The organism is Amycolatopsis sp. NPDC033938 (assembly GCF_055575975.1).
Window position 1 is genome coordinate 93,872 of the sequence record NZ_JBVIRO010000009.1, and the last position, 18,131, is coordinate 112,002.

Below are 18,131 nucleotides of genomic sequence, written 5' to 3' on the forward strand. Positions count from 1 at the left end.
TCGTGCGTTACCCCAACCCGCGGCGGGCCGGGGGGGCGGTGGTGGGCCTCGGCGCACACCACCCACACCCCCACCCCACGACCGGTGCGCCGGAACCTGGGCCGAAGGCTCCCTTCGTCGCATCAGACGCGGCGAAGGGAGCCTTCACCCCGCCACTATCCCCCGCCACGCCACCGTTGCCTTACCCCTCGCGGACGCGGGTTCACCACCAGACACTGAGAACAGGAAATCATGAGCGACACGAAGGAATGGACGTTCCCGGCCTCGTTCGGGCAGGAACGGATCTGGCTGTCCGGCCAGCTCGACCCGGCCTCCCCGGTGTACAACCTGCACTGCCAGGCCCGGCTGGACCGCCCGCTGACCGCCGACCAGTGGCGTACCGCGCTCGGCGTCATCGTCGGGCGGCACGAGGCGCTGCGCACGTCGTTCCGCATGGACGGCGGCGCGCTCATGCAGGTGGTGCACGCCGAGGTGCCGATCGAGCCCGCGGTGCACGACCTGCGGGACCTGCCCGCCGACGTCCGCGCAGACCGGCTCGCCGAACTCGTCGCCGCCGTCTCTCGCGGCGCCATCCCGCTCGACTCGCTGCCGCCGTGGCGGGCACAGCTGTGCCGCCTGGCCGACGACGAGTGGGTGCTCACGTTCGTCGTGCACCACACCGTGTTCGACGCCGGCTCGGTGCTGGTGCTCCAGGCCGAGCTGAGCGAGGCGTGCGACGCCGTGTTCGAGGGCCGCGAGCCGAAGCTGCCCGAGCTGGCCATCCAGTACCCGGACTACTCGGCCTGGCAGCGCGGTCAGCTCGAAGCCTCCAGCGAACAGCTGGACTACTGGCGGAAGCAGCTCGCCGGGCTGCCGCCGGTGCACGGCCTGCCCACCGACCGGCCGCGGCCGTCGGAGCTGACCTTCGCCGGTGACCAGGTGGACTTCGCCCTCCCGGACGGACTGATCGACCGGGTCGGCGAGCTGAGCAGGGAACTGTCGGCTTCGCCGTTCATGGTGCTGTTGGCCGGCTACACGGCACTCCTTTCGCGACTGTCCAGAGTGGACGACATCGTCGTCGGCGTCCCGGTCGCGGGCCGTGACCTGCCGGAGCTGGCCGAGCTGATCGGCATGTTCGTCAACCAGATGGCCGTGCGCGTCGACTGCTCGGGCGCGCCCGCGTTCACCGAGCTGGTCGGCCGGGTCCGGACCACGCTGCTGGAGGCGATCGACCACAGCCAGGTGCCGTTCCAGGCGGTCGCCGAGGCGGTCGTGGCCGAGCGCGACCCCGGCGTGCAGGCGCTGTATCAGCTCGGGTTCAACTTCCTGCCCGATTCGGGGCTGGAGCCGATCCGCTCGGTCACCGCGAAGGACGACATCGCGATCGACCTGACCACCGTGGACGGCAGGCTCGTCTACCGCACCGACCTGTTCGACCGCGAGACCGCCGAAGCCGTCGCCGAGCGATACGTGCGGCTGCTGACCGCGGCGGTCGCCGATCCGGCCCAGCCGATCGCGGACCTGCCACTGCTGTCGGACGCCGAGCGTGAGCTGGTACTGACCGGCTGGAACCCGACGGACCTGTCCACTTCGGACGTGACCACCGTGCACGCCCGGTTCGAAGCCCAGGTGTGGCGGACGCCGGACGCGCCCGCCGTCGACTTCGGCGGGGTCCGCCTCACCTACGCCGAGCTGAACGCGCGAGCCAATCGCGTCGCCCACCGGCTGCGCGAGCTGGGCGCCGGTCCCGGCACCGTCGTCGGCGTCTGCGTGCCGAACTCGGCGGACCTGCTGACCGGCGTGCTCGGGGTGCTGAAGAGCGGCGCGGCCTACGTCCCGCTCGACCCGGCCAACCCGGCCCCTCGGCAGGCGCTGATCCTCGCCGACGCGGGGGTCCCGTACGTACTGGTCGCCGGAGAGTCCACAGTGGACACCAAGACGCTGGCCCTGGACGACCCGGCCGAGTGGCCCACCGCGGCCACCGAGGACCCGGAACCGGCGGCCGGACCGGGCGACGTCGCCTATGTCATCTACACGTCGGGCTCGACCGGGCGGCCCAAGGGCGTCGAGGTCGAGCATCGCGCTGTCGACACCTACCTGGCGTGGGCACGTGAGGCATACCCCGGTCTGGCCGGACGGGCGTTGCTGCACACGTCGCCGTCGTTCGACCTCACCGTGACGACCCTGCTTGGCACCCTCACCGCCGGAGGCGCGGTGGTCGACGGCGGCCGCCCGACGTTCGTCAAGGCGACCCCGACCCATCTCGCCGTCCTCGCCGAGGAGCTGTTCCCGACGGGTGAGCTGGTCCTCGGTGGCGAAGCGCTGACGGCCGAGGCCGTGCAACCGTGGCGGGAGCGGCACCCCGGCACGCTCGTCGTCAACGAGTACGGCCCGACCGAGGCCACGGTCGGCTGCGTCGTGCACCGGATCGAACCCGGGGACCAGTTGCCGTCCGGAGCCGTCCCGATCGGCCGTCCGGTGCCCGGCACCCGCGTGTACGTCCTCGACGAGCGGCGGCGGCCAGTGCCGCCGGGCGTCCCGGGCGAGCTGTACATCGCCGGAGCGCAGCTCGCTCGCGGCTACCTCGGGCTGCCGGAGATGACCGCCGAGAAGTTCGTGGATGGCCCGTCCGGCCGGATGTACGCCACCGGCGACCTCGCCCGCTGGCGCCGCGACGGCACGCTCGACTACCTCGGCCGTATCGACGAGCAGGTGAAGCTGCGCGGCTACCGCATCGAACCCGGCGAGGTCGAAGCGGCGCTGCGCGAACTGCCGGAGGTGCGGGACGCGGCCGTGGCGGTCCGCGGCGACACACTCGTCGGCTACGTCGTCGGCAGCACCGAAGGCGCGGCCGAGGCCCTGCGGAAGACGTTGCCGGACTACCTGGTGCCGACCAGGTTCGTGCCGCTCGACGCGCTGCCGATGGCGGCCAGCGGCAAGCTCGACCGGGCCGCGCTGCCGGATCCGGAACCCGGCGAGGCGCCGGCGTACGTCGCGCCTCGGACCGCGGCCGAAGAACTCGTCGCCGAGGTGCTCGGCGAGCTGCTCGGGGTCGACGACCTCGGCGCGCACGACGACTTCTTCGCTCGCGGCGGCAACTCGCTGCTGGCGATCCGCGCGATGGCCCGGCTCCGCAAACAGATCGAGGTCGACATCCCGGTGCGGGGGCTGTTCACCCTCACCACCGTCGCCGGGCTCGCCGCCGAGATCGAGCGGCGGCTCGCCGAAGACCTCGACCAGCTCAGCGACGAAGAGGTCCAGCGCCAACTGGCCGAAAGCGAGCCCTCATGACCACGATCGACGAGACCAGCAGCGCGGCCGCGCGTCGCGCCCTGCTCGAACAGCGGCTGCGACGGCGCACGGAAAAGGCCGCGACGATCACACCGCGCCCTGCCGACGCCGTCGTCCCGCTCTCGTATCAGCAGGAACGCGTCTGGTTCATGGAGCAGTTCGCGCCGGGCACCGGGTCGTACCACATCCCGGTGCCGATCCGGCTGACCGGCAGGCTCGACGCCGCCGCGCTTCAGTCCGCATTGGACACCTTGCCGGTGCGGCACGAAGCACTGCGGATGCGTTTCCCCGCCGGAGACGACGGACAGCCGACCGTCCACATCGAACCCACGGTCCAGGTTCCTCTGTCCATAGTGGACGCGGGAAGCGAGGAAGCCGCCCGTGCCGCCGTCGACGCCGCCGCGGCCGAGACGTTCGACCTGGCCACGGGCCCGCTGCTGCGGGCGACGCTGGCCCGGGTGTCCGACGAGGAGCACCTGCTCGTCCTCTGCACGCACCACATCGTGGGCGACGGCTGGTCGGTCGACCTGCTGCTGCGTGACCTCGCCGCGCAGTACCACGCCCTGAGCACCGGCGGCACGGCCGAGCTGCCCGCTTTGGGCATCGGTTACGGCGACTTCGCGCACTGGCAGCGCCGCACGCTCACCGGCGGCGAACTCGACCGGCAGCTGGAGCACTGGAAGGCGCAGCTCGCCGGGGTCGAGCCCCTGGAGCTGCCCACCGACCGGCCCCGGCCCGCCAAGCAGAGCTTCGACGGCGCGATCCACGAGTTCTTCGTCGAGCGCGACCTCGCCCGTGCTCTCGGCGAGCTGAGCCGGGGGCACGGAGTCACGCTTTTCATGACCCTGCTGGCCGCCTACCAGGTGCTGCTGGCGCGGTACTCGGGCCAGGAGGACTTCGCGATCGGCTCGTCGTCGGCCGGGCGCGGCCTGCCCGAGCTGGAGGGCGTGGCGGGCATGTTCATCAACATGCTGCCCCTGCGTGCCCAGCTGGCGGGCGATCCGACGTTCGCCGAACTGCTCGACCGCACCCGGCGGCATGTGCTGGACGCGTTCGACCACGCCGACGTCCCGTTCGAGCGGCTGGTGAACGCCCTCGGCGTACCCCGCGACGTCAGCCGCTCACCAGTGTTCCAAGCGATGTTCGTGCTGCAGAACTACGAAATGGGCCGGATGGGCGCGGCGGGGAAGTCCGAAGTGGACTTCCGCTGGCTGCCGATGGACCTGCCCGCGACCCGGTTCGACTTCGAGTTCCACGCGATCGAGATCGAAAGCGGGCTGATCGGCAAGCTCGTCTACAACACCGCGCTGTTCACCGGAGACACCGTCGCCGGGATAGCCGGGCGGCTGGTCACGCTGCTGCGCTCGATCGTCGCCGCCCCGGACCGGCGGCTGTCCGAAGTGGACATCCTCGACGCGGCGCAGCGCGAACTCGTCCTGGAGCGCTGGAACGCCACGACGGCCGAGTTCCCGCAGACCACGTTGCACGCGCTCGTCGAGGAGCAGGCCGCCCGGACGCCGGACGCGCCCGCGGTGACCTTCCGCGGCGCGTCGCTGACCTATCGCGAGCTGGACGAACGGGCCAACCGCCTCGCGCACCGGCTGCGTGGCCTCGGCGTCGGGCCGGGCGTGCTCACCGGGGTGTTCGCGGAGCGGTCGTTCGAGCTGGTCGTCGCGCTCCTCGGCGTGCTGAAAGCCGGGGGCGCGTACGTCCCGCTCGACCCGGAGTACCCGGCCGACCGGCTGGCGTTCATGCTGCGGGACGCGGCCGCGCCCGTCGTGCTGACGCAGGCGGCGTTGCGCGAAACGCTGCCGCCGGGTGACGCGACCGTCATAGTTCTAGACAATCCTGACGACCTTGCCGAGACGGCCGGACAGCCGAGCACTCCGCCCGACCCGCTCGCCGGACCGGACGACCCGGCGTACGTCATCTACACCTCGGGCTCCACGGGGCAGCCGAAGGGCGTGCCCAACGGTCACCGCGGCATCGTCAACCGGCTCGACTGGATGCAGCGCGCGTACCGCCTCGACGGCACCGATTCGGTGCTGCAGAAGACTCCGGCCGGTTTCGACGTGTCGGTCTGGGAGTTCTTCTGGCCGCTGATCACCGGCGCGCGGCTCGTGCTCGCCGAACCGGGCGGTCACAAGGACGCGGCCTACCTGCGTGAGCTGCTGGCGTCCGAAGGCATCACCACCGCGCATTTCGTGCCGTCGATGCTCACGCTTTTCCTGGCCGAGCAAGGCGTCGAGACCTGCACGGCGCTGCAACGGGTCGTGTGCAGCGGTGAGGAACTGCCGCTCGACGCCGCTCGCGAGTTCACCCGGCGGTTGCCGGACTGCGAGCTGCACAATCTCTACGGCCCGACCGAGGCCGCCATCGACGTCACCTCCTGGCACTGCACGCCCGCCGCGCTCGCCGAGGTCGCGTCGGTGCCGATCGGGGCGCCGATCCAGAACATCCGGATCTACGTCCTCGACCGCGCGGGGCGGCCTTGTCCGGCCGGGGTGCCCGGTGAGCTGCACATCGCCGGCGTCGGCCTGGCCCTGGGATACCACAACCGCCCGGAGCTGACGGCCGAACGGTTCGTGCCCGATCCGTTCCACAGTGGACGGATGTACCGTACCGGCGACCTCGCGCACTGGCGCCCGGACGGGACGATCGCCTTCCTCGGCCGGATCGACCACCAGGTCAAGCTGCGCGGCCTGCGCATCGAGCTGGGGGAGATCGAGACGACCTTGCGCGCCCAGCCAGGGGTGCGCGACGCCGCCGTGATCGTCCGCGAGGACACGCCGGGGGACAAGCGGCTGGTCGGGTACGTCGTCGGTGACGCCGAGCCCGGCGCGCTGCGGACGGCGCTCAAGCAGAGCCTCCCGGACTACATGGTCCCGCCGTCGTTCGTCGCGCTCGACGAGCTGCCGCTCACCCCGAACGGCAAGCTCGACCGCAAAGCACTGCCCGCCCCGGTCGCGTCCCGGGACGCGACCAAGGAGCTGGTCGCGCCGTCGACCCCGGTCGAGATCCTGCTGGCCGAGATCTGGCGCGACGTGCTCAAAGTGGACGAACTGGGCGTCGACGACGACTTCTTCGACCTCGGCGGCCATTCGATGCTGGCCACCCAGGTGGTGGCGCGGATCGGCAAGGCGGACGCCGGCCAGGTCGGTGTCATGGACCTGTTCCAGCACCGCACGATCCGCGAGCTGGCGTCCTTCATGGACGACGACACCCCCGACCGGCCGCGTCATCTGCTGTACGAGCTGACCAAGCCGGCAAAGCAACGGACGCTGACCTACGTCTGCTTCCCTTACGGCGGCGGCAGCGCGATCGTCTACCAGCCGCTGGCCGACGCGCTTCCGGAGGGCTACTCGCTCTACTCGGTCGCCATCCCCGGCCACGACGTCGGACTGACCGAAGAGGCCCTGCCCTTCGACGACCTGGTCGAACGGCTGGCCGACGAGATCCTCGACCGCGTCGACGGCCCGCTGGCCATCTACGGCCACTGCGGGGTCGGCAACGCGCTCGCCGTCGGCGTCGCCCGGCTGCTCGAAGAGCGCGGCCGCGAGCTGGAGGTCGTCTACATCGGCGCGATCTTCCCGTTCGCCCGGATGAAGGGGCCGGTGGGCGCGCTGCGCACCCGGCTGGAGAAGCTGCGCAGCAACCGGTACTACTCGAACTGGCTCAAGGGCATGGGCGTCGACACCGACGACCTCGACCCGGCGCAGGCCGACCGGATCATCACGAACATGCGCGCCGACAGCCGCGCCGCCGAGGAGTACTTCAGCGGCCTGCTCGACGCCCGGGTGGCCAAACTGCGCGCGCCGATCGTGTCGGTGGTCGGCTCCGAAGACCCGGTCACCGACTACTACGCCGAGCGGTACCGGGAATGGGAGTTCCTCACCGACACCACCGGGCTCGTGGTGCTCGACCGGGCCGGGCACTTCTTCCTGCGCTACCGGGCCGACGAACTCGCGGAGATCGTCACGCGCGTGCACCCGGCGCTGGACGATCCCGGCGAACTCGACGTCCGGGTCCGCGGCGAGGACGCGGGCTGGGCGGTGCACGAGACCCACCAGTCCTCTGTGGACGAAAAACCCGCGGTGCGGCCGAGTATGGCCCGGTTCGTCACGATCACGATCGGGCAGCTGGTGTCCTCGACCGGCTCGGCGCTGACGTCGTTCGCGGTACCGATCTGGCTCTACACCCGCACGGGCTCGGTCGCCGACCTCGGCCTGTTGTGGGCGCTCGCGCTGCTGTTCGGCGTGCTCGTCCTGCCGGTGGCGGGCGCCTTGGTCGACCGCGGTGACCGGCGGCGGATCATGATCGCGGCCAGTGGTGTCGCGGGCGGGATCCAGCTGCTCTTGGCGTTGCTGCTGATCACCGGGCACGTCCAGCTGTGGTTGTTCTACGTGCTGATCCCGCTCGGGTCGGTGGCCGCTTCGTTCCAGCGCATCGCCTATCAGTCGTCGGTGGCGCAGCTGGTGCCGAAGCAGTACCTCGGGCACGCGATGGGGCTGGCGCAGCTGTCCACCGGGTTCGCCCAGCTGCTGATGCCGGTGATCGCGGCCGGGCTGCTGGCGACGATCCAGCTGTCCGGCATCCTGATCCTGGACATGGCGAGCTACGCGTTCGCGATCGTGGGCCTGCTGCTGGTGCGCTTCCCCGATCTGATGGGCTGGCGCCCGCGCGAACCGCTGCTGACCGCGATCGCGGGCGGGCTGCGGTACTCGTGGAACCACCGGGGCTTCCGCACGATGCTGCTGTACTTCGCGCTGGCGAACGTCTTCCTCGCCCCCGCGCTGGTGTTGCTCTCGCCGCTCGTGCTGTCGTTCGGTTCGGTCACCGATGTCGCACAGGTGGCACTCGCGGAGGCCGTCGGCGCGGTGGTGGGCGGGATCGGGATGGCGCTGTGGGGCGGCCCGCGGCACCGGCGGATGGTCGGCGTGCTCGTCGGCAACGTCGGGATCGCGCTCGGCAGCCTGGTGATGGGCCTGCGGCCGTCGCTGATCGTCGTCGCGGCCGGGGTGTTCCTCCTCGCCGCCGCGATGTCGGTGTCACAGGGCATCTACGCCACGCTGGTGCAGGTCAAGGTGCCGCAACGGTTCCACGGCCGGGTGTTCGCGATCAACCAGACGATCACGTGGTCGACACTGCCGATCGGGTTCGCCGTGCTGGCGCCGCTGGCCGTCGGCTGGTTCTCGCCGCTGCTGGCGCCGGGTGGCGCGCTGACCGGGTCGGTCGGCGCCGTGCTCGGCACCGGCGAGACCCGGGGCATCGGGCTCGCCTACGTCGTCTTCGCGCTGATCCTGCTGCTGATCAACGTGGGCGGGTTCTCGCTGCGGCTGCTGCGCCGGTTCGACACCGAGGTGCCCGATTCGCTGCCCGACGACCTGGTCGGGGCGCAGGAACGGGAGCGCAAGCTCGCCGGGAAGGAAGCCGCATGAGTACGGCAGTGCTGGTCAGGGAGGCCCGCGGGCACTGGGTCGGCGAGGTCGCCCCGGCGATGCGGGCGGCCGGGCACCGCGTGGTGCTGCTCGCCCCGCCGATGGACGCGGCCGGGCGGGCGGCGCTGGACGGAGTGGTGGACGACGTCGTCGCGCTCGACGACGTCCACGACCCGGAAGCCGTCGCGGCGAAGGTCCGGGAGATCGACGGCGGTGCGCTGGCCGGGATCTTCACCGGCTCCGACGGCGCTATCGCGAGCACCGCCCGCGCCGCGGAACTGCTCGGGGTGGCGCGCTGCCCGGCGTCGGTGTTCGCCTTGTGCGCGAACAAGTTCGCGGTCCGGGAGGCCCTCGCCGCGGCCGGGCTGCCCGGACCCGCCTATGCCCTGATCTCGTCGGCGGACGAGGCGGCTTCGGTGGCTTCGGCGGTCGGGTTCCCGGCGATCGTCAAACCGGTCAACGGGGCGGGCAGCAACCTCGTCCGGACCGTGTCCACAGTGGACGAGCTGGCGGCCGCGTACGAACTGCTGGCAGCGCGGTTGCCCGAGTCCGCGGATCCGCGCTACCACCGTCCACTGGGGACAGTGAATCCTTCGGCGACGTTCCTCGTCGAAGGATTCCTGTCCGGTCCGGAGTACGCGGTGGACGTGCTGATCCGTGACGGGGTGGCCGAGCCGGTCGAGATCCTCGACAAACCGCTGATCGACGAGCGGAAGTTCGAGCTGGCGCTGTCGTGCCCGCCCGCCGGGCTCACCGGCGACCGGGCCGGACTGGTCACCGCGGCGGCGGTCGCGGCGGTGACCGCACTGGGGCTCGACAGCACCTGCGCCCACGTCGAGCTGATCGACGACGCCGACCGCGGCCCGACGATCGTCGAGGTCAACGCGGGCAGGCCCGCTGGGTCGATCATGCCGCTGCTGGCGAAGCTGCGCACCGGCATCGACGTGTTCGCCGAGCTGGCGGCACTCGCCGTGGGCGCTGCGCCGCCGGTGCGGGAACCCGCGAAACTGCCGATCCCGCTGGGCATGCTGATCCTCTACGCGGCCGGTTCGGGCCGGTTGAGAAGCATCGGCGGACTCGACGAGATCGCCGAACTGCCCGAGGTGATCGACGTCGTCACCACCGTCTCGCCGGGAGAGGTGCTCACCGACGAACAGGAGACCTACGCGGTCAACCTCGTCGTGGCCGGATTCGCCGATCACGACGACCTCGCCGCCCTGCACGCCGAAGCGAGCAAGCTCGTCCGGCTGGAACTGGAGGACGTGTGAACACCGCGTTCGTGGTCCGGGAGACCGCCGGGCAGTGGATCGCCGACGTCGTGGCCGCCGTGCGCGCGAGCGGGTTGCGGGCCGAGCTGGTCACCCAGCCCCTGGAACCGGCCGAGCAGGCACAGCTGGCGGACCTGGTGGACGGCTTCGTCGTCGTCGACGACGTCCGTGACGCCGAAGCCGTCGCCGAGGCCATCCGGGCGCGGGACGCCGGTCCGGCCGGGGTGGTGACCGCCGCCGAGGGGATCATCGCGAGCGTCGCCCGCGCGGCCGAACTGCTCGGTGTCGCGCGCTGCCCGGCGTCGGTGTTCACCCTGACGCACAACAAGTTCGCGGTCCGGCAGGCGCTGGCCGCGGCCGGATTGCCGGGGCCGCGCTGCGCGCTGATCTCGTCGGCGGACGAGGCGGCGTCGGTGGCTTCGGCGGTCGGGCTGCCGGCGATCGTCAAACCGGTCAACGGGGCGGCGAGTAACCTCGTGCGCACGGTGTCCACTGTGGACGATCTGGCGGCGGCGTACCGGCTGCTGGCGGAGCGGTTGCCGCTGTCGGAGGATGCCCGGTACCACCGGCCCGTCGGTGGCGGACCGGCGCCGATCGACCCGCTGAAGGTGTTCCTCGTGGAAGGTCTGCTGCGCGGGCCGGAGTACGCGGTCGACGTCCTGGTACGCGACGGCGTCGCGGAGCCGGTGGCCGTGGTGGACAAGCCGCTGATCGACGAGCGCAAATTCGAGCTGGGCATGGTCTGCCCGCCACTCGAACTGTCCGAAGAGGACACTGGGCGGTTGTTCGCGGCGGCCACAGCGGCCGTGCTCGCGTTGGGCCTGGACAGCACCTGCGCGCATGTGGAGCTGATCGACGACGCCGAGCTGGGCCCGGTGATCGTCGAGGTGAACGCGGGCCGCCCGGCAGGCGGCGCCCAGCCCGTGCTGCTGAAGCTCGCGACCGGCATCGACGTCACCGCCGAGGCCGTGTCGCTCGCACTGGGCACACCGCCGCCCGCGCGAGGTGCGGGCCTGCCGGTGCCGGTGGGCTACCTGATCTTCTACGCCGAGGGCACCGGTCGGCTGGTCCGCGTCGAGGGCACCGACGAGGTCGCCGAGCTGCCCGAGGTCCTGGAGGTCGTCACGATCGTGCGCCCCGGCCAGCTGCTCACCGACGACCAGGAGATCTACGCGGTGAACGTCCTCGCCGCGGGATTCGCCGACACCGAAGACCTCGCCGCGCTGCACGCCGAGGCCGCCAAGCTGATCCGATTCGAACTGGAGGAGTCATGACCGCCGAACTCGCGGCGAACCCCGGCACCGTCGAGGGCAACGAACACACGAAGATCACCGTGTACGCGGCCACCGGCCTGGACTGGGTGCGCGCGCACCGGGAAGCGCTGCAGGACAGGCTGCGCGAGCACGGCGCGATCCTGCTGCGCGGCATGCCTGCCGACCTGACGGTGTTCAACCAGGTCACCGAGGAGATCGGCGGCTCGCTGCTGACCTACACGGAACGGTCGACGCCGCGATCGGCGGTGTCGGGCAACATCTACACCTCGACGGAGTACCCGCCCGCCGAGTCGATCCCGATGCACAACGAGAACTCGTACTCGGCGCACTGGCCGGACCGCCTGTTCTTCTTGTGCGACAAGGCGGCCGAGACCGGCGGCGCGACACCGATCGCCGACAGCCGCGCGATGTACCGCCTGCTGCCGGCGGACCTGCGCGAGCGGTTCGCGGGCGGCGTCACCTACACCAGGGCGTTCCGCGAAGGACTCGGGCTGACCTGGCAGGAGGCGTTCCAGACCGAAGACCGTCAGGCGGTGGCGGATTACTGCACCGGCAACGGGCAGACCTACGAGTGGACCGACGAGGGCCTGCGCACGCGGCACGTCCGCCCGTCCTTCGTCGCGGAACCGCACACCGGCGCGACGGTGTGGTTCAACCAGGCCAACCTGTTCCACGTGTCGAGTCTGGGGGAGGAGGTCAGCGAGGCGCTGCTGGAGCTGTACCCCGAGGAAGACCTGCCCCGCAACGCGTACTTCGCCGACGGCTCACCGATTCCACTGGCGGACCTGGCCACGATCAAGGCGGCCTACGACGAGGTCAGCTACGCGTTCCCGTGGCAGCCGGGTGACATCATGGTGATCAACAACATGCTGATGGCCCACGGACGCGAACCCTTCACGGGCACACGGCGGACCCTGGTCGCGATGACGTGACCCGGCTCGGGTTCGACCGCGACGGCCCAGTGCTAGCCGTCGCGGTCCCGGGCCTCATCGATTTTCCCGCTGTCCGCGTAGATCACGAGCGTCTGCTCGGGTTGTCCGGTGACGTCGAACGCGGTTTAGGTGAACTCGGCCACCGGTTCGGTGAAGACCCAGCGGGCGAAGTTCGGTCGCCGGTTTCCGGCCGTGGTGAGGTGGGGGAACAGTTCTTCGGCCGCTTGGTTGTGGCTAGAGCAGTAGCGGCACAGCGGCGACACCGGCGTTCGCCGAGGCGTCGTCCAACGAGCAAGTCCGACGGCACATCACGGAAACCCGCGATCGGATCGCGATTCCCGCGGCCGCCGTGGCCACTGCCATCGCCTTTGCGATCGGCCAGCCCTCCGATGTCGACGTGAGCGAGATCGTCGTTCGGCCGACCGCTCAGGCTTGACCCGCAACGAAAAACGCGGCGGTTCTGTTCATCTCCGGTGAAAGCGGATCACACGGGGCTCCAGCGGGTGCAGAACCACACGTTCGATTTCTGGCAGACGCGGAAAGAGACGATCGGATTGGACGATGTTCCCGGAATGACGGCGCTGCAGCCCTTGTCGGTGCCGTTCGCGTCATCCACGTGCCCCGGCGTGCCGTTGCGAAGGGTGAACTCGGTGCGGACGCCGATCCCGTCGCTGTAGGTGTCGCAGGAGTAGGCGCGGGTGTGGTTGTTCGTGACGCCTCCATAACCGCACTGCGAGGCCAACTGGGGGTAAACCCCGCAATGGTTCACGGGCACCGACGCGTCGTGCGCGGACGCCGCCGGTGCCGTGAGCACAGTGCCGCCGCAGGCCGCGGCCACCATGGCCGCCCCCACGAATACCTTGCGGATCCGCACTGCTGTACTCATTTTCGACTTCACTTTCTGCATTGTCACTCCCTGCTGATCGGTCTCGTTTTGGTGAGGCGTTATCCGGTGCTGACGGTCTCGAAGCTCGCCATCGAAGCCTTGATCACCGGTCGCTTTCGGTTTCTTCAGGCGCCGGATGCTGATTCGCCACGGCCGGTGAACCCCAGTGGACCGGCCTGTGACACTTCGTCTGCAACTGTCACATCAGCTTGGCAGGGTAGATCCACTTCGTCAAGGGCTGGATATCGAGACTGGGCAGCGGTGTTCCTGCCGTGTCGTGCTTTCGCGGCATCCGCCCACTGTCTGAAGCTCTGGGTGACGTGGCACGGCACTCGCGTGCTTGAAGGCGGAACTCACGTGCTCGGGGCCGGAACACCCGAGTGCGGGATCCGGGCGCGTTTGCCTTGTCCCCCAAGGACTGTGGACAGCATGACGGGGTGTCAGGGCCGTTAAGGAACGGTCGTTCTTGACTGATCGTTCCTTAATGCTCTACGGTCGGGTCATGGGCAGGCCAAGAGCGTTCGACGAGGACAAGGCGGTGCGCGCCGCCGTGGGATTGTTCGGTGGCCGCGCGTACGACGGGGTGTCCATCGACGACCTCGTCACCCACCTCGGCGTGCACCGCAACAGCCTCTACAAGACGTTCGGCAGCAAGCGCGGCCTCTATCTGGTCGCGCTGCGCCGCCATCTCGCCGACGACGTCCGCCCCTTGGCCGAAGCGCTCGCCGCGGCGACGGATGCCGCGACCGCGCTGCGGCTGGTCACCTCGGCCGACCTCGGGCTGCTGGTGCTCGCGGCGGTCGAACGGGCACCGGTCGACGAGGAGGTGGCCGCCGAGGTGGCCGCCGCGTTCGCCTCCGTCGACCAGGCGATCGCCGACGCGCTCGGCATTCCCCTCGCCCTGGCCGCCGCCCTCACGTCCGCCGCACTGGGCATCCTCCTGCGCGGCAACCCCGACGGCGTCGGCGCCGCGCTGACCCGACGACTCGATCCTCTTGACTGAAAAGGAAAACCGACATGGCACTGGTCCACATCGACGGCGACGACCTCGTCGTCGTGATCGAGGGTCTCGACAAGCTCTGGGCTTTCAAGAGCAGCCTGACCATCCCGCTGGCCAACGTCCGCGGCGCGACCGAGGACCCCGGCATCGCCGCCGATCCCAAGGGAATCCGGGCGCCGGGCGCCCATCTGCCCGGCGTGATCACGGCGGGCACGTTCCACCTCGACGGCGAGAAGATCTTCTGGGATGTCAAGGATCCGTCGAAGGCCGTCGTGATCGAACTCGCCGACGAGCGCTACGCCCGCCTGGTCCTCCAAGTCGATGACCCCCGCGCGACCGTCGCGTTGGTCGAGAACGCCCTACGCTGAAAGAGGCAAACCGGTATTCTCCCAGCTCACTTCCGAGCGGACCTACGGCGCGAACGACGTCGGCCACCCGGATTCTCTCGCCCCGGTCGTGCCCGACGCCTGCATCGGTTCGCGGGGGCGAGTCAACCCGAATCTTTACGCCGAGCTGTGGACAGGAGCCCCGCGGACGTGTTGGGCTGAGACACGGCCGAAGTGGCGGGATCGGCTGTTTTCTGCCCTGCGACGTCGAGGAGCGGCAACCTGAGCCTGTCGGAGTACCTCCGAGAGAACTGGATCGACGTCGTGAACGACGCGATCCTGCACGTGGATCTCACCCTGGCGGCGATGGCACTGGCCGTACTGGTCGGAATGGCGATCGGTCTGCTCACCTACCGGCGCCGGTGGCTCGGCGCGATGGCGACCACGACGACAGCGGCGTTCCTGACCATCCCGTCGATCGCGCTGCTGGGCATCCTGATCGGCCCGTTCGGGCTGGGGTTGACGAATGTCCTGTGCGCACTGGTGCTCTACGCCCTTCTGCCGATCACGCGCAACACGATCGTCGGGCTCCGTGGCGTCGATCCGGCCGTGGTGGACGCGGCGCGCGGGATGGGGTTCGGCCGCGCGAGGCTGCTGTTTCGCGTGCGCCTGCCGCTCGCCTGGCCGGTGATCCTTTCCGGCATCCGGGTCTCGACGCAGATCACGATCGGTATCGCGGCCATCGGCGCGTACGTCAAGGGCCCCGGCCTCGGCAACGAGATCTTCGACGGGCTCGGCCGGTTCGGCTCGGTCAATTCGCTGAACCAGGTCCTCACCGGAACGCTCGGGATCATGGTGCTGGCGCTGCTGTTCGACCTGGCCTTCGTGGTGATCGGCAAGCTGACCACACGGCGGCGTCCCCGCATCCGGCGAGCGGCGGCCCCGGCGACGGCCGGGGGAGCGGCCGGAATGGGCGGTGAGACGATCGAGCTGCGCAACGTCAGCAAGCGCTACCCCGGACGAGCGGTACCGGCGGTCGAAAACCTGACGATGCGCATCCCCGCGGGTGAAATCGTCGTGCTGACCGGTCCGTCGGGGTGCGGCAAGACGACGACCATGCGGATGATCAACCGGCTCGTCGAGCCCACCGCGGGCGTCGTCACGATCGGCGGCACCGACGTGTCGGCGCTCGATCTCGACGAACACCGGCGCAACACCGGCTACGTCATCCAGCAGGTCGGGCTTTTCCCGCATCTGCGAGTGGACGCCAACATCGGCGTGGTGCCGAGGCTGCTCGGCTGGACCCGGCGGCGCATCGCCGACCGCGTGCGCGAGTTGCTCGACGTCGTCGGCTTGACCCGCGAGCACGGCGTCCGGTACCCGCGTGAGCTTTCCGGTGGCCAGCAGCAGCGCGCCGGTGTGGCGCGCGCGATGGCCGCGGACCCGCCGGTCATGCTGATGGACGAGCCGTTCGGCTCCACCGACCCGATCACGCGCGCCCGGCTGCAGGACGAATTGCTTCGCCTGCAACGGGAAGTGCGCAAGACGATCGTGTTCGTCACGCACGACTTCGACGAGGCGCTGAAGGTCGGCGACCGGATCGCCGTGCTGCGGCCGCGGTCGGTGATCGCTCAGTACGACACGCCCCAGGCGATCCTCGCCGCGCCGGCGGACGACTACGTCGCGAGTTTCGTCGGCTCGAAGCGGAACCTGAAGCGGCTCGCGCTGATCCGGGTGGGTGACCTGGACCTCCGGTCAGCGGCCGGGCCGGACGGCCTGCCTCCGGTCCGGCCTGACGCCACCCTGCGGGACGTCTTGGACGTGATGGTGCGGACCGGCAGCACCGCGGTCATGGTCACCGAGGACGGCACCGCACAGCCGCTGGGGGTGTGCGATGTGCCCAGCCTCCTCGCGGCGCTCAGGCTTTCCGGAGAGGGGCCCGCCGGGGAGGCACCCGCATCCGCGATCCCGGACGCGGAGGAGGCGCCGGTCACGGTGCCCGCGCGGCCGCACCGCCGCCGGCTCGGGCTGCTGGTGCGCCCGGTTCTGCTGACCCTCGTCCTGCTGGCGCTTTTCCTGATCGTGCGGGCGCACCCGATCGACTCGATCGAACAGCGCTTTCTCAACGCCGGCGAGATCTTCACCGAACTGGGCGCGCATCTGCGGCTCACCCTGATCTCGACGGCGTGCACCATCGCCATCGCCCTCCCGCTCGGCATCCTGCTCACCCGCGCCGGTGCCCGCTGGGCCCGGCCCATCGGCCTGGGACTGGGCAACCTCGGCCAGGCGATCCCGTCGATCGGGCTCGTCGTGCTGCTCGCGCTCTGGATGGGCACGGGCACCGCGACAGCGGTGACGGCACTCGTCGTCTACGCGACCTTGCCGGTGCTGCGCAACACGATCGTCGGACTCGACGGCGTCGACCCGACGCTCGTCGACGCCGCGCGCGGTATGGGCATGGGCAAGACGGCCATCCTGTGGCGGATCGAACTGCCGCTGGCGGTCCCGGTGATTCTCGCCGGGATCCGGACCGCGCTGGTACTCACCGTCGCGAGCGCGACACTGGCGACGTTCATCGACGGCGGTGGTCTCGGTGGCGGGCTGGTCGCCGGCATCGGGCTGTACCGCCCGATCCTGAGCTTGACCTTCGGCATCATCGTCGCCGTGCTGGCGCTCTTCGTCGACTGGCTGGGGCTGGTCGCCGAGGAGTTCCTGCATCCGCGCGGAACGTAGCTCGACCGACTTCAAGGAGGACCAACCATGCGGATGCTCCAGCGCACGACCGCCGCCGCGCTCGTGTTCGTCGCGGCAGCGGTGCTCGCGGCAGGCTGCACGATCGGCAAGGACGAGACCGGCGCCCAGGTGGGGGCGGGATCCATCCAGAAGATCGACGCGCTGAACGGTGTCCAGATCCGGGTCAGCTCCAAGGAGTTCGACGAGCAGCTGCTGCTCGGCCAGATCGCCCTTGTCGCACTGCAGGCGGCCGGGGCGAGCCCGCAGGACAAGACCAACATCACCGGTTCGAGCAACGTCCGCCAAGCGCTCACCAGCGGCGCGGTCGATTTGTATTGGGAATACACCGGCACCGCGTGGATCAGCTACCTCAACCAGACCAAGCCGATCAGCGATCCGCAGGCACAGTACGACGCGGTCAAACAAGCCGACACCGCCAACGGCGTCACCTGGTGGGCACGCTCGCCTGCCAACGACACCTACGCCCTCGCGGGCAACCCGGCGACACTGGCCCGGACCGGTGTCAAGACGCTGTCCGACTACGCGGCCCTGGTGAAGCGGGATCCGGCCGCGGCCTCGACCTGTATGGGCCCGGAGTTCAAGAGCCGGGACGACGGTTTCCCCGGCTTGGCGAAGGCCTACGGGTTCGCCCTGCCCGACCCGCAGCTGCACCTGCTCAACGACGCCGTCGTCTACCCGAGCGTCGGCAAGGGAGAGCCCTGCGGTTTCGGCTCGGTCGCCTCCACCGACGGGCGGGTGGCCGCGCAGCACCTCACCGTGCTCGAGGACGACAAGCACTTCTTCCCGACGTACAACCCCGCGATCACGATCGCCACCCCGCTCGCCCAGAAATATCCGCAGCTGGAGCAGGTCTTCACGCCGATCGCCGCGAAGCTCGACACCGCGACGCTCACGGACCTGAACAAGAAGGTCAGCGTCGACGGCCAGAAGCCCGCCACGGTCGCCCGCGACTGGCTCAAGTCGGCGGGCTTCATCAGCTGAAC

Annotated in this window: 10 protein-coding genes; 9 read left to right on the plus strand and 1 reads right to left on the minus strand. The window is 70.2% G+C overall.

Features of this window, described 5'->3' with window-relative positions:
* The first annotated feature begins 231 nt into the window (after positions 1-231).
* The 5 genes from ACZ5ZX_RS22880 to ACZ5ZX_RS22900 are packed head-to-tail and all read left to right on the plus strand — an operon-like array spanning position 232 to position 12,182.
* Positions 232-3,270 (plus strand): non-ribosomal peptide synthetase, encoded by a 3,039-nt coding sequence (locus tag ACZ5ZX_RS22880; RefSeq protein ID WP_465504020.1) that lies wholly within the window; start codon positions 232-234, stop codon positions 3,268-3,270.
* Positions 3,267-8,708 carry a non-ribosomal peptide synthetase/MFS transporter gene (locus ACZ5ZX_RS22885; protein WP_465504021.1) on the plus strand — a complete coding sequence of 1,814 codons (5,442 nt, stop codon included), beginning with the start codon at positions 3,267-3,269 and terminating at the stop codon, positions 8,706-8,708. Before ACZ5ZX_RS22880 ends, ACZ5ZX_RS22885 begins: the two co-directional genes overlap by 4 nt.
* On the plus strand, positions 8,705-9,976 hold the full coding sequence (locus ACZ5ZX_RS22890) for an ATP-grasp domain-containing protein (protein WP_465504022.1): 1,272 nt from the start codon (positions 8,705-8,707) through the stop codon (positions 9,974-9,976). The genes ACZ5ZX_RS22885 and ACZ5ZX_RS22890 overlap by 4 nt, the downstream gene beginning before the upstream one ends.
* Positions 9,973-11,250, plus strand: coding sequence for an ATP-grasp domain-containing protein (locus tag ACZ5ZX_RS22895; RefSeq protein ID WP_465504023.1), 1,278 nt, complete (start codon positions 9,973-9,975; stop codon positions 11,248-11,250). The genes ACZ5ZX_RS22890 and ACZ5ZX_RS22895 overlap by 4 nt, the downstream gene beginning before the upstream one ends.
* On the plus strand, positions 11,247-12,182 hold the full coding sequence (locus ACZ5ZX_RS22900; RefSeq protein ID WP_465504024.1) for a TauD/TfdA family dioxygenase: 936 nt from the start codon (positions 11,247-11,249) through the stop codon (positions 12,180-12,182). The genes ACZ5ZX_RS22895 and ACZ5ZX_RS22900 overlap by 4 nt, the downstream gene beginning before the upstream one ends.
* Before the next feature lie 484 nt (positions 12,183-12,666).
* Here ACZ5ZX_RS22900 and ACZ5ZX_RS22905 read toward each other — a convergent pair whose 3' ends face one another.
* A complete protein-coding gene (locus tag ACZ5ZX_RS22905) occupies positions 12,667-13,089 on the minus strand; it encodes a hypothetical protein (protein WP_465504025.1) in 423 nt (140 codons plus the stop codon).
* Positions 13,090-13,570: 481 nt separating this feature from the next.
* On the opposite strand from ACZ5ZX_RS22905, the gene ACZ5ZX_RS22910 reads away from it, so the two are divergent.
* From ACZ5ZX_RS22910 to ACZ5ZX_RS22925, 4 genes are all read left to right on the plus strand, one after another.
* Positions 13,571-14,071: a TetR/AcrR family transcriptional regulator gene (locus ACZ5ZX_RS22910; RefSeq protein WP_465504026.1), complete on the plus strand. Its 501-nt coding sequence runs from the start codon at positions 13,571-13,573 to the stop codon at positions 14,069-14,071.
* Between the two features lie 14 nt (positions 14,072-14,085).
* Positions 14,086-14,436: a hypothetical protein gene (locus ACZ5ZX_RS22915; protein ID WP_465504027.1), complete on the plus strand. Its 351-nt coding sequence runs from the start codon at positions 14,086-14,088 to the stop codon at positions 14,434-14,436.
* A 282-nt stretch (positions 14,437-14,718) separates the two neighbouring features.
* Positions 14,719-17,127 carry an ABC transporter permease subunit gene (locus tag ACZ5ZX_RS22920; RefSeq protein WP_465504028.1) on the plus strand — a complete coding sequence of 803 codons (2,409 nt, stop codon included), beginning with the start codon at positions 14,719-14,721 and terminating at the stop codon, positions 17,125-17,127.
* A 27-nt stretch (positions 17,128-17,154) separates the two neighbouring features.
* Positions 17,155-18,129 carry a glycine betaine ABC transporter substrate-binding protein gene (locus ACZ5ZX_RS22925; RefSeq protein WP_465504029.1) on the plus strand — a complete coding sequence of 325 codons (975 nt, stop codon included), beginning with the start codon at positions 17,155-17,157 and terminating at the stop codon, positions 18,127-18,129.
* Positions 18,130-18,131 lie beyond the last annotated feature (2 nt).

Bases quoted from the DNA above. Each gene is read 5' to 3' on its own strand.
- ACZ5ZX_RS22905 (WP_465504025.1), bottom strand. From the start codon at position 13,089: ATGCAGAAAGTGAAGTCGAAAATGAGTACAGCAGTGCGGATCCGCAAG.
- ACZ5ZX_RS22885 (WP_465504021.1), top strand. From the start codon at position 3,267: ATGACCACGATCGACGAGACCAGCAGCGCGGCCGCGCGTCGCGCCCTG.
- ACZ5ZX_RS22915 (WP_465504027.1), top strand. From the start codon at position 14,086: ATGGCACTGGTCCACATCGACGGCGACGACCTCGTCGTCGTGATCGAG.
- ACZ5ZX_RS22925 (WP_465504029.1), top strand. From the start codon at position 17,155: ATGCGGATGCTCCAGCGCACGACCGCCGCCGCGCTCGTGTTCGTCGCG.
- ACZ5ZX_RS22880 (WP_465504020.1), top strand. From the start codon at position 232: ATGAGCGACACGAAGGAATGGACGTTCCCGGCCTCGTTCGGGCAGGAA.
- ACZ5ZX_RS22900 (WP_465504024.1), top strand. From the start codon at position 11,247: ATGACCGCCGAACTCGCGGCGAACCCCGGCACCGTCGAGGGCAACGAA.
- ACZ5ZX_RS22890 (WP_465504022.1), top strand. From the start codon at position 8,705: ATGAGTACGGCAGTGCTGGTCAGGGAGGCCCGCGGGCACTGGGTCGGC.
- ACZ5ZX_RS22910 (WP_465504026.1), top strand. From the start codon at position 13,571: ATGGGCAGGCCAAGAGCGTTCGACGAGGACAAGGCGGTGCGCGCCGCC.